The sequence below is a fragment of the Parasphingorhabdus sp. genome, assembly GCF_036568145.1.
In the GTDB taxonomy this organism is placed as follows: Bacteria; Pseudomonadota; Alphaproteobacteria; order Sphingomonadales; family Sphingomonadaceae; genus Parasphingorhabdus.
Window position 1 is genome coordinate 66,469 of record NZ_DATCTC010000028.1, and the last position, 14,202, is coordinate 80,670.

A 14,202-nucleotide genomic window follows, 5' to 3' on the forward strand; every position below is an offset into this window, starting at 1 on the left:
GAGCCTGTCGAAGGATGTTTTCGGGCTTGATGCGCGCGTTAGATACAGAAACGTGATTCGACAGGCTCAGCACTAACGGTGTTTTCGCAAGCCCCCGCGTGACAGCCTATTCAACCACCACCGACCGCAATATTATCGTTGCCGTCACCGTGTCATTGGCACCCGGATTAACCGACAGTTCTTCAATCGCAACACCGCGATTTTCCAGCGTCGCTAACCATCCGAACAAAGCGGTTGGTCTGGCCGAAGATATGGCCAGCGTGACTGTCCCGTTGCTTTGCGGGTCCAGCTGCCCGACCGCGAAACCTGCCTCACCGGCATTCTGGCTGATAAACACGTCGAGCGGGCCAGCCACCGGCTGCACCGCAGCGTCCAGAGGAGCGGCCAGCGCGGCCACCTTGGCCTCGATCTGTGCCTGGCGGTCAATCGCCTCGCCATAGCGGGTCTGCGCGTCTTCATAAGCACCGATGAAAGGGGCAATGATGGCATAATAGCCCAATATCAGCGCGGTTAAGACGCCCATCACCGCGATCAATATCTTCTCGCGCTGGCTTAGGCCGATGAACCAGTCCTTTAATGCTGCGATCATGGCGCCCTCACCGTAATATCCGCTTTGGTAGCCCCTGTTGCATCGGTTCGCGGCGTCGCGGTGATCACAAATCCGGCCTTTTGCACAGCAATCAGCGCCGTGTTTATATCCTCTGCCCTGACCGCACTCAGCCCGGCAGAAACCGTCCCGTCGCGGCGATAGCCGATCTTTTCGATCGACACGCCCGGCGCCTGCTGAAGCGCGGAAAACAGGGCGGATGCGGGAACGGGAAATGCTACATAACCGCGATTTTTCTGGATGAGCTGTTCACTCAGCAGCCGGTTCGCTTCCTCGGCGCTGTCCACTTCGCCTACAATCGGTTTTGCAGCTGCCAGCCCGGCGGCATCCGCAGCCGACGCAGCCGAATGATATTTCGCCAGATGGATGACGGGGATCAGCAACGTTATGACCACCAGCGCCGCCGCGAGCCAGCCCAATATCCGCTTCTGACGGTCTGTAATCGCGCGCCGGACCTTCTTCGCAAAATCCCCTCTCCGCAGGTTCAGTGACAGGCTGGCCGCACCATCAACCGCAACGCTGGCCAAAATCCCGTCAACCGCCTCTGCGGACAAGACGGTTACGGCGCTGTCACCGATGACAAGCGCACGCAAATCCGGTTCATCGGGAGCAATGACCTGCGAACCGCGCAGCAACTTCTCGAACCCGAAATCCGCTTCGACAAGCGTATCTTCCGGCGGCGCGATCAGCCATCCGGCGGGAACAATCACATCCGGATCAATGCCCAGCGCGTTCAGCTTTAACAGACCGCTCGCCATGACATCCCGGCCAGCCACTGCTGTTACCGCCTGCCCCGATCCGTCAAGCACCGCCGCGATATGGATATTTTCCCTATCAAGGCTGTGCTGCCGCGCGGCAAGGCGGGCAGCCGCCAGTTGCTGCTGGTCGGTCAGGTCATCAATCCGCTCATGCCAGCGCACAACCCCGTGCACCGAGGGCATCAGCGCGATGGTGGTCAGCCCGTCTTCTTCCGCCTGTCCGTCTTCATTCTGGTCACTGTCCGACATGCCCCCTTCATCCGATGACCGTTTCAGTCCAGCGGCAAGCATCGGGTCAACATCGCAGCCCTTTGCCTTTAACGCGCCGCCATCGACCAGCCACCATTGCAGGGCCTGCATTTCTGTCGTGGGAAAAACAGTGAAAAGGAAGCGGGATGCCGTCATTAGCGCACTGAAATCCCGTTCAACAAGTCGTGACGAGGGGGCAACGGATGCGGTTCCAATATGGCTTCCTCGAATCAACTGAAAGACTTTGCGCTTTGCAGGATTTAGTAGTCAATTTCCCCTGCCCTGTCACGCTCCGCAAACAGGCCGGATCAACGCACATATATCCCCCTATAGTCCGGCAAGGTTCTGGAGCTGCAATATCGGCAATAATATCGCCAATATCACCACAGCCACCACGCCGCCCAGCACGACGATGATAAGCGGTTCCAGCAATGACAGCGCGGTTGAGGTGAAATTGTCAAACTCGCGCTCCATATAATCTGCGGCGCGGGCAAGCATGTCGTCAAGCTGCCCCGATGCCTCTCCGCTGGCGGTCAGATAGACCAGCATAGGCGGGAAAACGCCGGTATTTTTAAGCGCCTTGGACAGGCTGCCACCACCCCGGATCGCCTCCACCATATCCTCCGTTGCCTTGCGTAATACGGCATTGTTGATCGTGCCGGTCGTCAGGCGCAGCCCTTCAATGATCGGCAGGCGGCTTGCGACCATGGTAGAGAGCGTCCGCGCCAGCCGCGCTGCATTCAGGTCGCGCATCAACCGGCCCAGAAACGGCAAGCGCAGCAAAAAGCCGTCAAACCTGTATCGCATTTTCGGTTCCTTCAACGCGCGCCAACCGATTAGCACCAGCGCGGCGATCAAGGCCGCAATCGCCCACCACCAACTCGCCAGAAAATCGGAAATGCCGATGACCAGCCGGGTAACGAAGGGAAGCTGTTGGTTCACACTGTCAAATTGCTCGACCACTTTCGGGACAACCGCAATCATCAGCAGCGCCACCACCAGTATCGCCACCAGCGCCAGCACGACTGGATAGGCAAGCGCGCTAATCAGCTTGCCGCGCATCTCGGTCTGGCGTTCGAGCAGGTCGGCCAGACGCTCGGTAATGTCCGGCAATGTGCCAGAGCTTTCGCCAGCGGCAATCATCGCGCGGTAAAGCGGCGGAAAGCTGGCCGGTTCGCGGCGCATCGCCTCGGCCAGCCGCTGCCCTTCGATAACCCCGCCATGGACGGTGCTTATCCGCTCCCGGACATGGGCTTTCTCGTTCTGGCCGCCGATGGTCCGCAAGGCTTCTTCCAGCGGGCTGACCTGCACGAGCGAGGATAGCTGCCGGGTGAACAGGGTCAGTTCTTTCGAATTCAGCTTGCGGGGGCCGAACAGGGGCCGGCCCGTTTTGCTATCGCCCTCTTGCGCGGCCTCCATATTCACAACATAGAAATTGCGCTCCGCCAGCTTGGCCCGCGCTGCATCTACGCTGTCCGCGGCCAGACGGCCTTTCTTTTCCTTCCCCTTCGGGTCAATCGCTGTGTAGGAAAAATGGGGCATCACTCTGTTCCCGGCGCCTGGATGATCTGGTCACCGGGGCGATTGACATCAACAGGCGGCACTGCCCCCATATAGTCACGAACCAACGCATCCAGCGACGGTTCAACATCCGGATTACGCAGCAATTGCCGCTCCCTGATATAGCCATAGCGCCGCGCCGAATAAGCCGCCGCATCCGATCGGCTACGCAGGATTTTGGGCCGGATAAACACCATCAAATTGGTTTTGATCCGCGACTTCCCGCGCGACCTGAACAATTCGCCAAGCACCGGAATATCACCCAGAAACGGGATTTTTTCGATCGTGCGGCGTTCATTATCATCGAGCAAACCGCCCAGTGCGATAATCTCTCCATCGCCCACGGTGACGGTCGTCTTGATTTCGCGTTTGTTGATAATCAGCTCGTTAAAATCATTGGACACCGGCCCGGCGATAGAGCTGACCTCCTGACGCAGTTCCATCCGCACTTCGTTGCCGGCATTGATTTGCGGTGTGACTTCCAGCTCGATCCCGACATTTTGCCGCTGGATCGTCCGGAACGCATTATCGAAATTGCCGGACAAAGCCTCGCCGGTTGAAACGGGGATTTCCTGACCGAACAGGATACTGCCTTTCAGGTTGTTATTCACCGTCAGGGACGGCGTGGAGAGCAGGTTCGATTCGGAATCGCGCTGCACCGCGTTGATAATCGCGCCCAATATCGTGTCGCCGCCCAAAGTCGTGGCAAAGCCTGTAAACGCCCCGCGCGCGCCGAGTGCCGCTTCCGCCGCATTTTGCCGCAACATATCCCCGACCGAGCTATTCGTCGTGACGGTTGTCGCTGTGTCCGTGGTCGTGGTGGTTGTCGTGTCAAACTCGTCGGCCAGCAAGCCGCCCGCAATATCGACAATATTCGGGGAAGCGTTGGAGAAATTGGTGACGGCAAAGGGCACATCCTTTCCGCCAATCAGGAATTGCACGCCCAGTTCCCGCGCAAGACTATCGGATATCTCGACGATGATCGCCTCGACCGCGATCTGTTCCTGCCGTTCGTCAAGCTGGCGAATCAGCTCACCCACCATGCGCTGCACATCGGGATTGGCGGCAACGATAATGGCATTTGTCCCCTCAAATCGGGTGACAACCGCCGGGCCATGGCGCGCTATCCCGCCGCCCGCGCTAATGCTAATCTGGGCCGGTGCAGGTGTTGCCGCCGCAGTAGCGCCGCCATTGCTCCCCCCGCCGACACTGCTGCTCGTCGTCGTCACAGGCACGGCAGAAGCGTTCCCGCCCTGCCCCACAAGCTGTTCAATCACCGGCAGCAAATGTTCGGCATTGGCATAATCGAGATGATAGACACGCAGTTCCGTGCCGGACTCGGCCTGCTGGTCCAACTCGCGCGCCATCTGGGAAAATTTTGCCACCGCACCGGGGTCCCCGCGCAATGCGATGCTGTTGCTGCTGTCAATCGCAACCACTGTCACTGGCGCGGCCATGCCTTCGCCGCCCTGCTGTGCCAAGGCTTGCAGGGAGGTCGCAATTTCACGCGCCCCGGCATTTCTCAGGTTCACGATAGTCGATGCCGCGCTGTCCCTGTCAATCTGGCGGATCAGTTCCCGCACACGACGGATATTGTCGGCATAATCGACAATCACCAGACTGTTGGCATTGCGGTTTGCGGTAATCGCCCCTTGCTTGCTTATCAAAGGGCGCAGTGTTTCCACAGCGGCGCTCGCCTCGATAGATTTCAGGCGCACGACTTCGGTGACAAACTGGTTGGCGGCAGACTGGCGCGTGCCGATCCGGGTGGGCTGGGTCGCCGCATCATCGGCGGGCTGTATCCGATAGGCACCGCGTGTCGTCGGTATGGCGACCAGATTATTCGCGCGCAAAGTGGAAAGAAAAATCTCGAAATATTCGCTGCGGGATAGCGGCCGGTCTGTCACGACCGACACTTTGCCCTGCACCCGGCTATCGAGGATGAAGGTGCGCCCCGTGACCCGCGCCGCATCCTGAACAAAAGCGCGAATGTCGGCATCACGGACATTCAGGCTATGCTGCGCCGCCGCCGGAGACCATGTGCCAGCGCCCGATACTGCGCCCAGAACCATGAAAAAGGCCGCGAAGCCAAGCGTTCGTTTTCTCCACGCCGCTATCATTGCGCGCCCGTTTCAGGATCAATATCATCGAGCGTTTCATCTTCATCAAATATTTCGTCATCTACGGCCCCGCCCATATCATCGCCCACGGTTTCCGCAGGCACGGACTGGTCCAGATACAGGCTTTCCCTGGCTCCACCGCGATCAATGACGACATGATCGAAATGAACCGCATCCAGTGTCACGCCTGGCATCACTTCCTCGCCCACGGCATAGCTTTGCTGCACACCGTCCGGCCCCGCCAATATTGCAGAGCCTAGTCCGGAACCCTCGTTCATCCGGACGCCATATAAAGTGAGTTGCAAAGAGGTGATAACATTGGCGCTTTGCTCCGGGCTGCTGCGGTAAAAGGGGTCAAAGCTGCTCAGCAGCGCCGCGCGCGATTGCGGGGGTAGCACCTGCACCTGCGACGCGCTCCACTCCCCGACCGGACCCACAGGTGTCACCACCAGCCAGACCAGCCTGACAGCCTGCACCACCAGCAAAATAGCCAAAATGACCAGTATAATGGTATAAAGCCCCGGTTTGGGAAACAGCCGGCCTTTTACCAGAAACTGGTTCGACACCTGATTATCCACGAATCCCCACATCCTGTTCAAGGATGCGTATAACGGTTTGCGCAGCAACCTGCGACTCATTGATAACAGAAAAGTTATTCAATCTTTAGCCCCGGCCCTTAGCGCGGTAGATCCAGCAGGTCATGCAGGTCTTTCAATGCCTGTTCCTCGCTTGTCACCTTGATCGCCGCCATGCCAAGCTGCGCCGCCGGTTTGCAGTTAATGCCCAGATCATCAAGGTAAATGCACTGGTCAGGCTGCACATCCAGCGCTTCGCACATCATCTGGTAAATGCGCGGATCGGGTTTGCGGACACCCGCCTTGCTGCTTTCGATCACATGGTCAAATCGCGCCATGATCGCCGCGATGGCACTCGCCTTTTCCTCGTTCTGCGCCATGCCGGAGCCTTTTCCGGTTGGCACATTATTGGTTATGCAGCCGAGGGTGAAATCCCTGTCCTTCAACGTATCGAGCATCGCAACCATAGCGGGGCGAATATCCCCGGCAAGGCACGAAAGCACTTCGCTACCCTCCAGCTCAACGCCGATGGCCCGCGCCTCTTCGGCAAAGAGCAGGTCGAAACCCGCCGCATCAATTTCAGAGCGTTCAAATTTCGCCCACGCATTGTCATGCGGATTGGTGCTGTTGATTTTGCGGACACTGTGCAGCGGAACGCCGCGTTTAGTCTCAAGCCGGTTAAACGCTTCAAAAGGCGAGGATGTAATCACCCCGCCAAAGTCAAAAATAACAGTCTCGTATATCATGCAACAGTAGCTCCAAAAATTGATCCAATGGCAGCAGTGATCGCCATCGCGGCAGCCCCCCAGAAAGTGACGCGGACCACTGGTCGCCAGATTGAGGCCCCACCCAACCAAGCACCTATCGCGCCGAGCGCAGCGAGCAGCACCAGCGCCGCGCCTGACACGACCCAGATCAACATCTGGCCCGAAAATAGTGCGGCAAGAATCACCGGCAGTATCGCCCCGGCGGCAAAGGCGAGCGCCGAGGCAAAGGCTGCCTGTAACGGCCGTGCCGAAAAATGCTCACTCAGGCCCAGCTCGTCGCGCAAATGCGTGCCAAGCGCATCATGCGCCATCATCTGGTCGGCAACCTGTTCCGCCAGATCGCTCGTCAATCCCCGACTCTTGTATATTGATATCAGCTCGATCCGTTCAGCTTTCGGTTGATTCTCCAGTTCCCAGGCTTCCTTCGCCCGCTCTGCTTTTTCACTGTCAGCCTGCGAACTGACCGACACATATTCGCCCGCTGCCATCGACATTGCGCCAGCCACCAGACCGGCAAAGGCAGTTAACAATATCGTCTGCTGGGAAGTCGAGGCAGCAGCCACCCCGACGACAAGGCTTGCCGTCGAGACAATCCCGTCATTAGCGCCCAGTACAGCCGCGCGCAGCCAGCCAACTCGATCGATCCGGTGTGATTCATCATGAATTCTGGACAAGAGACGTTCCTATTTATTCAAATATTCCAGTTTAAGGCCGGGGCGTTTCCAGCGGGTTTTGACGAGTCTTCCGGAGCCGGACAGGCATAGCCACGCATCCATCATATCATCACCGCCGAAGCAGATATTGGTGGTGAAAATATCATCTGTCTGGACGAACTCTACCAACTCGCCGGTGGGAGAGACCACGCTGATCCCGCATTCGCCGATCGTCGCGACACAGATATTCCCGCTTTCCTCGACCGCCAGGCTGTCGAAAAACTTGTATCCAGCGGGACGGTAAAGCGGGATGCCGGGACCGCCCGGCCCTGCATCCGGCGATACTTTTCCCGGCGCGGTGATATTGAACTTCATCAGGCGGCAGGTGAAGGTTTCCGCCGCGTATAGCGACTTGCCATCGGGTGACAGGCCGACACCATTGGGATTTTGCGAAGGGAAGATGACTTCTTCCAGATAGCTGCCATCGGCTTTCGCATAGAATATCCCGACTATATCGTGGACGCGTTTTTCATAGTCGGTCTTGCCATGGTCGGTGAACCAGAAGCCGCCATGCTCGTCGAACACTATGTCATTCGGGCCGCGCAGGACGCAGTCAAAATCGCCCGATTTGTAAAGCACTTCCACCGCGCCGGTTACCGGGTCAATCCGCTCTATCCGGCCACCCGAATAATCGCGCGCTATCCCCGCGGGGGCCAGATAGCCGCCCGATTCCGTATATTCAAAACCGCCATTGTTGCAGACATAGATTTTGCCGTCCGGCCCGATAGCTGCGCCGTTGGGCCCGCCGCCGGTCTTTGCGACCACATCCTTTGTGCCATCGGGCGCGATTCGGGTTAGCTGCCCCGCTTCAATCTCGGTCAGTATGACGCTGCCGTCCGGTATAGCGATCGGGCCTTCGGGAAAGCGAAGTCCATCTGTTACAAGTTCCATATATCCCCTCCATTATTTCATTTTGATCACAGTCATTGCGGGAAAGTTACGACAAGTCTAGTATTGTTAGCATCAGTTACAGGAGAGACTATGCCAGACACCTATCCCCGGTCACTGCAACTTCATATTGATGGCGAATGGATCGAGGTCGAAGGCCGCGACATTCACCATGTCGTAAACCCCTCCACCGGCAAAATAATTTCCGACCTGCCCAAAGCCACCAAAGCCGATCTCGACCGCGCACTGGATGCAGCGGGCCGGGCCTTTCCGGTGTGGCGCGATACCCCGATAGCCGAGCGCGGCGCGATCCTTCGTAAAGCCGCCAACCTGATGCGCGAACGCGCGCCGGACATCGGCCGTTTGATGACTGCCGAGCAAGGCAAGCCGCTGGCCCAGGCGATTGGCGAGGTCAGTAATTCCGCCAATCTGTTCGACAATATGGTCGAGGAAGCCAAGCGTTGTTACGGCCGCGTTCTGGTGCGCCCCGCGGGTCAACAAAGCCTCGTCAAATATCAGCCGGTTGGCCCGGTTGCGGCATTTAGCCCTTGGAACTTCCCCGTCTTCACTCCGGCACGGAAACTGGCCGCCGCGCTTGCCGCCGGTTGCTCGATCATCCTGAAACCGGCCGAGGAAACGCCCGCCAGCCCGATCGAGATGATCCGCTGCCTGATTGATGCGGGCCTGCCCTCCGGCACGGCGCAAGTGGTGTTTGGCGACCCGGCGGAGGTTTCCAGCCACCTGATCGCATCCGATGTCATCCGCAAGATCAGCTTCACCGGATCGGTCCCCGTTGGCAAACATCTGCTCAAACTGGCCGCAGAAGGCGTCAAGCGCACGACGATGGAGCTGGGCGGCCATGCGCCGGTTCTGGTCTTTGACGATTGCGACATGGACAAGGCGCTCGACCTGCTTTCGGTGCAGAAATTCCGCAATGCGGGCCAGGTCTGCGTATCGCCCACGCGCTTTTACGTGCAGTCCGGCATCTATGACCGGTTTGCCGAAGAGTTTACCCGGCGCGCGGAAAAAGTGCGGGTCGGGGACGGCTTTGGCGATAATATCGACATGGGTCCGCTCGCCAATCCGCGCCGCCCCGAAGCAATGGAGCGGCTTATCACAGATGCCAAGGCCAAGGGGGCACAGGTGCGTCTTGGCGGGGAAGCCTTGGGTAATGGCGGGGACAATGTGGGCTTTTATTACCGGCCCACGGTGCTGACCGATGTTTCGCTGGATGCCGACATCATGAACACCGAACCCTTTGGCCCCGTGGCGGTGATGCGGCCATTTGACACGATGGACGAAGCCATAGAACAGGCCAACCGCCTGCCCCTTGGCCTTGCAGCTTATGCTTTCACTGAAAGCCTGCGCACGGCGAATATTGTCGGGGACAAGATTGAAGCGGGTATGGTGGCGATCAACAACCTGACCGTCAGTCCGGGCGATGCGCCCTTTGGCGGGGTCAAGGAATCAGGCCACGGATCAGAGGACGGCCCCGACGGGCTAAAAGCCTATATGGTAACGAAAGCGATCCACCAGAGTTGACGGACATGACGATCCGGGGGAATGACTTGTTAGGAGAATGAAAAATGACAACCACCCGGAGCGGCGCGCAAATCCTTGTCGATCAACTGGTCATTCAGGGCACCGAACGCATTTTCACCGTTCCGGGCGAAAGCTTTCTTTCCGTCCTCGATGCGCTGCATGACTGTGAAAACATAGAAACCATCGTCACGCGGCAGGACGGAAGCGCCGCTTTCATGGCAGAGGCCGATGGCAAGATGACGGGCCAGCCCGGCATTGCCTTTGTCACCCGCGGTCCCGGCGCGACCAATGCCAGCATCGGCGTCCATACCGCGATGCAGGACAGCACCCCGATGATCCTGTTCATCGGTGATGTCTCACGCGATGACCGGGACCGCGAAGGGTTTCAGGAAGTCGACTTTACCGCCATGTTCACCCCGCTCGCCAAATGGGCCGCACGGATAGACAACGCCGCGCGCATCCCCGAATATCTCGCCCGCGCTTTCGATACCGCCAGTTCCGGCCGCCCCGGACCCGTGGTGCTCAGCCTGCCCGAAGATATGCTGCGCGATCAGGTAGAAGCGCTCGACCGGCCCAAGGTCATCGCCCCGGTGCAGCCCATGTGCGCCGATGCGATGACCACGCTCACCGACTTGCTGCGCGATGCGACCGATCCGATTGCCATTGTCGGCGGTGCTGGCTGGTGCCTCAGTGCGCGTGAATATTTTGCCCAATATGCCGAGCGGATTGGCCTGCCCGTCGCTTGTGCTTTCCGGCGACAGGACAATTTCCCCAACGAAAGCCCCGTCTATGCGGGCAATCTGGGCTATGGTCCCAACCCCAAGCTGGTCGAGCGGATCAAGGCATCCGATCTTGTCATCGCGGTGGGCGCGCGGCTGGGCGAGGCGACGACCGATGGCTATACGCTCATCACCCCCGATCATCCGGGCCAGATACTGGTCCACATCCATCCCGATCCGGACGAGCTGAACCATGTCTATCGCACCGACCTGCCCATCTGTGCCGAGATGCACGAATTTGCCGAGCAGGCCGCGCTGTGGGAAGATGACCTGTTGAGCTTTGATTGCGGGAAAGCCGCCCATGCCGATTATCGGGAATGGGCAACCGTAAAACCATCCGGCGCCAAGCTGGACCTTGGGCTGTGCGTTCAGGCAATGCAGGACATATTGCCCGCCGATGCAATCATCTGCAACGGGGCCGGTAATTATTCCGGCTGGTGGCATCGCTATTGGACCTATGGCGATTACCCCAGCCAGCTTGCCCCGACATCGGGCGCCATGGGTTACGGCGTGCCTGCGTCAGTCGCAGCCGCACTGCGTTTTCCGGAGCGCGTCTCGGTCGTCATAGCAGGCGACGGCGATTTCATGATGAACGGGCAGGAACTGGCCACCGCGGTCCAATATGAAGCGAACCTGCTCGTCATCATCATCGACAATGGCAGCTATGGCACCATCCGGCTGCATCAGGAGCGCGAATATCCGGCGCGGCTATCTGCGACTACCCTGAGAAACCCCGATTTCGCCATGCTCGCACGCGCCTATGGCGGGTGGAGCGCAGTCGTGGAAAGCACCGACCAATTCGCCCCCGCGCTGGAACAAGCCATGGAACAAACCGGCCTGCGCCTGCTTCATTTGAAAACCGATGTGGAATATCTGACAGCAGCGGGCGCGACGGTGAGCGGGTTGAGGAATAAGGGTTAAGGGTTAAGGATTAAGAGCAACGTGCTCCGCACTTGATGCGGAGCCCAGAGTAGGGGAGCGTGACAGCCACCCTGGGCCCCGCATCAAGTGCGGAGCACAACCTCTCACCGGAACTCCCCGAAAAACCCCTTTCCTACAGGCACCCGGCCGTGATAATTTCGCTTTTGTTCTTTCTCAGCTTTGAATAATATATGCGCGTTTTTCACTTGGCCGAATATGTCAAATCCCGCGCCTCACCCAAAATCCGCATTTTTCAGGATTTGGTGGAAATGCGCAGTTCCTTGGTGTGAAGTTTGTGAAGTTTGACTTTCCCCAACGGGACTTCAAAATCACTTCGCCATCGACAAAATCTCGTCCCACTGCGCTTTCGTTACCGGTGCTACCGACAGGCGGGACTGGCGGATGATGGGCAGGTCGGCAAGTTTCGGATTCTGCTTCATGGCTTTCAGCGTAACCGGCTTGTTCAGCTTGCGGACCGGCTTCACTTTAACGGCGACCCAGCGGCCACTATCATCGAAGGGATCGGGGAAATGTTCCTGGCTGACTTCCATGATGCCGACAATTTCCAGCCCCTGCCGCGAGTGGTAGAAAAAAACCTGATCGCCCAGCTTCATGCTTTTCATATTATTGCTGGCCTGTGCATTTTTCACGCCGTCCCAGGTGCCCTCTTTTTCGGCAACCAGATGGTCCCAGCCATATTCATCGGGTTCCGATTTCATCAACCAGTAATGCGCCATCGCTTCCGCTCCTTCATCCAAATACCGGATAGCAATAGCCGTTCTGCCGCCAACAAAAAAGGCCCCGCCGGTCGGGCGAGGCCTTTCAATGTCTTCATTGGAACGGCTATTACAGGTGAACAACCGTATCAATGCCGTGGATGACGCCGTTGGTCGCATCGACATCGGCCACCACCACAGAGGATTTGTTACCGTCTTCGTCTTCCAGAATGACCTTGTCACCTTCCAGAGAAGCGGTCAGCGAACCGCCCTGAAGCGTTTTCAGGGTCGCTGTGCCTTCGCCTTCTGCAACAGCCTTGGCAATATCCGCAGCCGTCATCTTGCCAGCAACAACATGATAGCTAAGCAACGCAGCCAGCTCTTCTTTCTTGTCGGCGGTCAAAAGTTCGCTCAATTTGGTCTGGTCAACCTTGTTAAACGCATCATTGGTTGGTCCGAAAACCGTGAATGGGCCTTCTTCGGTCAATGTGCTGCCCAGATCAGCAGCAGCCAATGCTGTTACCAGAGTAGAGAAATTTTCGTTACGCTGGGCTGCACCGACAAGTGACACAGGTTCAGCCGCTTTTGCTGCAGCTTCTTCTGCAGCAACCTTGTCGGCTTCACTTTGTCCGCTGTTATCGGCACAAGCGGCCAACGAAATAACAGCAGCACTTGCCACAAGGATTTTAGAAGTAATACGCATTAGATTCCTTTCAGAGATATTGGATGACGTTGGGGGAGAGTCGGCTTCGAGATGAAGAAAACCTGCCAGTAAGCAAGGATTTTATGGACGAACCGAGGGCAAAATCACGACCTGTCGTTGTTACATGAACATAAAGTCCCGTTCAAAGCTCTTCATATGGGCGCCGCCGTCGACAAAAAGGGTCTGGCCGGTGACGCTTTGTGCTTCGGCAAAATAACATACTGCCGACGCAATATCGTCCGGAGAGGATAGTCGGCCCAGCGGCATAAGGGCGGTCAAACGCTCCATCTGCTCCGCGTCATAATCCTCTGTCGGGATGGTCAGGCCGGGCGCAACGCCGTTAACGCGAAGCTTGTCGGCACAGGCATTGGCAAGCGTCCGGACCGATGCGGCCAGAGCCTGTTTCGACAGGGTATAGCTGAGCTGGTCGCCATTGGGGTTGCAGATGCGCTGGTCGATTATGTTGACCACCGACGCGCGCTGATCCGCCGGTGTCAGCCGTGCCAGCGCGGTCGTCAGCAGGGTCGGCAGCGTCATGTTGACCCTTAGATGCTTTTCCAGCGATGCACCGTCCAGTGTCCGGGCGTCGTCATAATCAAATACAGATGCGCTATTAACTAGCAGATCAGGGGGGCGACCAAAATGTTGAACGACATCATCCAGCAAGGCCGCAGCCGCGCTGTCATGGCCAAAATCATAGGTAAAGCCGAACCATTGAGTGCCACATTCTTTCAACGTTCCGGCAAGCTCCTCGCCCGGTTCGGAATATTTATGACCATGCAGCGCCAACGCATATCCGGCCTGTGCCAGGCGGCCCGCAATATGTCCGCCAAGCCGTCTGAATCCGCCTGTCACCAGCGCCAGCTTGATCGGCTCACTCATTTACGCACTCGCGAGAGGGTAATACCAATGGCCTCTCCCTTTTCAGAGAGCAGCAGTTTTACGATCTTCACCGTGACGCGAAGCACTCTTTTGTCCTGTAGAAACAAAGTCTCGATAATATGATCTGCTACCGCCTCTATCAGTTTGAAATGCAGGCCTTCCGGCAAGGCTGTGGTCGCGGCCTCTTTAAGGTCCATATAGTTTTTGGAACTGTCCAGCGGCGTATCCGCCTCGTAACGCTCTTGCACTTTCAGCTCGGCCGCAATGGAAATGCGAAGCGGTTGCGGCAAGTGGGTCTCTTCGGAATAGATGCCCGTCAGGACATCGACCTCCAGATCATTGACTTCTAATGTGAGCGTATCAGTCATAATATATCTTCACCACTTTGCAGCGCCAATGGCAAGCATCACCGCCTGTTTCGG

The 14,202-nt window shown here is 57.8% G+C and carries 14 protein-coding genes; 2 read left to right on the plus strand and 12 right to left on the minus strand.

Annotation, left to right across the window (positions count from 1 at the left end):
• Positions 1-106: 106 nt before the first annotated feature.
• The 8 genes from gspM to VIN76_RS10540 form a co-directional block, all read right to left on the minus strand.
• Positions 107-589 carry a type II secretion system protein GspM gene (gene gspM / locus VIN76_RS10505; protein WP_332041800.1) on the minus strand — a complete coding sequence of 161 codons (483 nt, stop codon included), beginning with the start codon at positions 587-589 and terminating at the stop codon, positions 107-109.
• Positions 586-1,770 (minus strand): hypothetical protein, encoded by a 1,185-nt coding sequence (locus VIN76_RS10510; protein WP_332041801.1) that lies wholly within the window; start codon positions 1,768-1,770, stop codon positions 586-588. The genes gspM and VIN76_RS10510 overlap by 4 nt, the downstream gene beginning before the upstream one ends.
• A gap of 171 nt (positions 1,771-1,941) precedes the next feature.
• Positions 1,942-3,156 carry a type II secretion system inner membrane protein GspF gene (gene gspF, locus VIN76_RS10515; protein WP_332041802.1) on the minus strand — a complete coding sequence of 405 codons (1,215 nt, stop codon included), beginning with the start codon at positions 3,154-3,156 and terminating at the stop codon, positions 1,942-1,944.
• A complete protein-coding gene (gene gspD, locus VIN76_RS10520) occupies positions 3,156-5,246 on the minus strand; it encodes a type II secretion system secretin GspD (RefSeq protein ID WP_332041830.1) in 2,091 nt (696 codons plus the stop codon). The genes gspF and gspD overlap by 1 nt, the downstream gene beginning before the upstream one ends.
• Positions 5,247-5,290: 44 nt before the next feature.
• Positions 5,291-5,872 (minus strand): type II secretion system protein N, encoded by a 582-nt coding sequence (locus tag VIN76_RS10525; protein ID WP_414696340.1) that lies wholly within the window; start codon positions 5,870-5,872, stop codon positions 5,291-5,293.
• Between the two features lie 98 nt (positions 5,873-5,970).
• Positions 5,971-6,615: an HAD-IA family hydrolase gene (locus VIN76_RS10530; protein WP_332041803.1), complete on the minus strand. Its 645-nt coding sequence runs from the start codon at positions 6,613-6,615 to the stop codon at positions 5,971-5,973.
• The gene (locus VIN76_RS10535) at positions 6,612-7,310 is read right to left on the minus strand and encodes a VIT family protein (protein WP_332041804.1); all 699 of its coding nucleotides are present in this window, start codon (positions 7,308-7,310) and stop codon (positions 6,612-6,614) included. The genes VIN76_RS10530 and VIN76_RS10535 overlap by 4 nt, the downstream gene beginning before the upstream one ends.
• 9 nt (positions 7,311-7,319) lie before the next feature.
• Positions 7,320-8,240 carry an SMP-30/gluconolactonase/LRE family protein gene (locus VIN76_RS10540; RefSeq protein ID WP_332041805.1) on the minus strand — a complete coding sequence of 307 codons (921 nt, stop codon included), beginning with the start codon at positions 8,238-8,240 and terminating at the stop codon, positions 7,320-7,322.
• A gap of 90 nt (positions 8,241-8,330) precedes the next feature.
• Between VIN76_RS10540 and VIN76_RS10545 the strand changes: the two genes are divergently transcribed.
• Positions 8,331-9,779, plus strand: a complete 1,449-nt coding sequence (locus tag VIN76_RS10545) for an NAD-dependent succinate-semialdehyde dehydrogenase (RefSeq protein ID WP_332041806.1) — start codon at positions 8,331-8,333, stop codon at positions 9,777-9,779.
• A gap of 44 nt (positions 9,780-9,823) precedes the next feature.
• Positions 9,824-11,479, plus strand: coding sequence for a thiamine pyrophosphate-binding protein (locus VIN76_RS10550; protein ID WP_332041807.1), 1,656 nt, complete (start codon positions 9,824-9,826; stop codon positions 11,477-11,479).
• Between the two features lie 329 nt (positions 11,480-11,808).
• On the opposite strand, the gene VIN76_RS10555 is transcribed toward VIN76_RS10550, so the two are convergent.
• The 4 genes from VIN76_RS10555 to VIN76_RS10570 form a co-directional block, all read right to left on the minus strand.
• Positions 11,809-12,216, minus strand: a complete 408-nt coding sequence (locus tag VIN76_RS10555) for an EVE domain-containing protein (protein WP_332041808.1) — start codon at positions 12,214-12,216, stop codon at positions 11,809-11,811.
• A gap of 109 nt (positions 12,217-12,325) precedes the next feature.
• Complete coding sequence (locus tag VIN76_RS10560) at positions 12,326-12,898, minus strand: fasciclin domain-containing protein (protein WP_332041809.1); 573 nt, start codon at positions 12,896-12,898, stop codon at positions 12,326-12,328.
• A 120-nt stretch (positions 12,899-13,018) separates the two neighbouring features.
• Positions 13,019-13,780: an SDR family oxidoreductase gene (locus VIN76_RS10565; protein ID WP_332041810.1), complete on the minus strand. Its 762-nt coding sequence runs from the start codon at positions 13,778-13,780 to the stop codon at positions 13,019-13,021.
• Positions 13,777-14,148: a dihydroneopterin aldolase gene (locus tag VIN76_RS10570; RefSeq protein ID WP_332041811.1), complete on the minus strand. Its 372-nt coding sequence runs from the start codon at positions 14,146-14,148 to the stop codon at positions 13,777-13,779. The genes VIN76_RS10565 and VIN76_RS10570 overlap by 4 nt, the downstream gene beginning before the upstream one ends.
• Between the last annotated feature and the right edge of the window lie 54 nt (positions 14,149-14,202).

What these genes read in the sequence shown, in the direction of transcription:
- gspM (WP_332041800.1), bottom strand. Translation starts at nt 589, where the DNA reads ATGATCGCAGCATTAAAGGACTGGTTCATCGGCCTAAGCCAGCGCGAG.
- VIN76_RS10510 (WP_332041801.1), bottom strand. Translation starts at nt 1,770, where the DNA reads ATGACGGCATCCCGCTTCCTTTTCACTGTTTTTCCCACGACAGAAATG.
- gspF (WP_332041802.1), bottom strand. Translation starts at nt 3,156, where the DNA reads ATGCCCCATTTTTCCTACACAGCGATTGACCCGAAGGGGAAGGAAAAG.
- gspD (WP_332041830.1), bottom strand. Translation starts at nt 5,246, where the DNA reads ATGGTTCTGGGCGCAGTATCGGGCGCTGGCACATGGTCTCCGGCGGCG.
- VIN76_RS10530 (WP_332041803.1), bottom strand. Translation starts at nt 6,615, where the DNA reads ATGATATACGAGACTGTTATTTTTGACTTTGGCGGGGTGATTACATCC.
- VIN76_RS10540 (WP_332041805.1), bottom strand. Translation starts at nt 8,240, where the DNA reads ATGGAACTTGTAACAGATGGACTTCGCTTTCCCGAAGGCCCGATCGCT.
- VIN76_RS10545 (WP_332041806.1), top strand. Translation starts at nt 8,331, where the DNA reads ATGCCAGACACCTATCCCCGGTCACTGCAACTTCATATTGATGGCGAA.
- VIN76_RS10550 (WP_332041807.1), top strand. Translation starts at nt 9,824, where the DNA reads ATGACAACCACCCGGAGCGGCGCGCAAATCCTTGTCGATCAACTGGTC.
- VIN76_RS10555 (WP_332041808.1), bottom strand. Translation starts at nt 12,216, where the DNA reads ATGGCGCATTACTGGTTGATGAAATCGGAACCCGATGAATATGGCTGG.
- VIN76_RS10560 (WP_332041809.1), bottom strand. Translation starts at nt 12,898, where the DNA reads ATGCGTATTACTTCTAAAATCCTTGTGGCAAGTGCTGCTGTTATTTCG.
- VIN76_RS10565 (WP_332041810.1), bottom strand. Translation starts at nt 13,780, where the DNA reads ATGAGTGAGCCGATCAAGCTGGCGCTGGTGACAGGCGGATTCAGACGG.
- VIN76_RS10570 (WP_332041811.1), bottom strand. Translation starts at nt 14,148, where the DNA reads ATGACTGATACGCTCACATTAGAAGTCAATGATCTGGAGGTCGATGTC.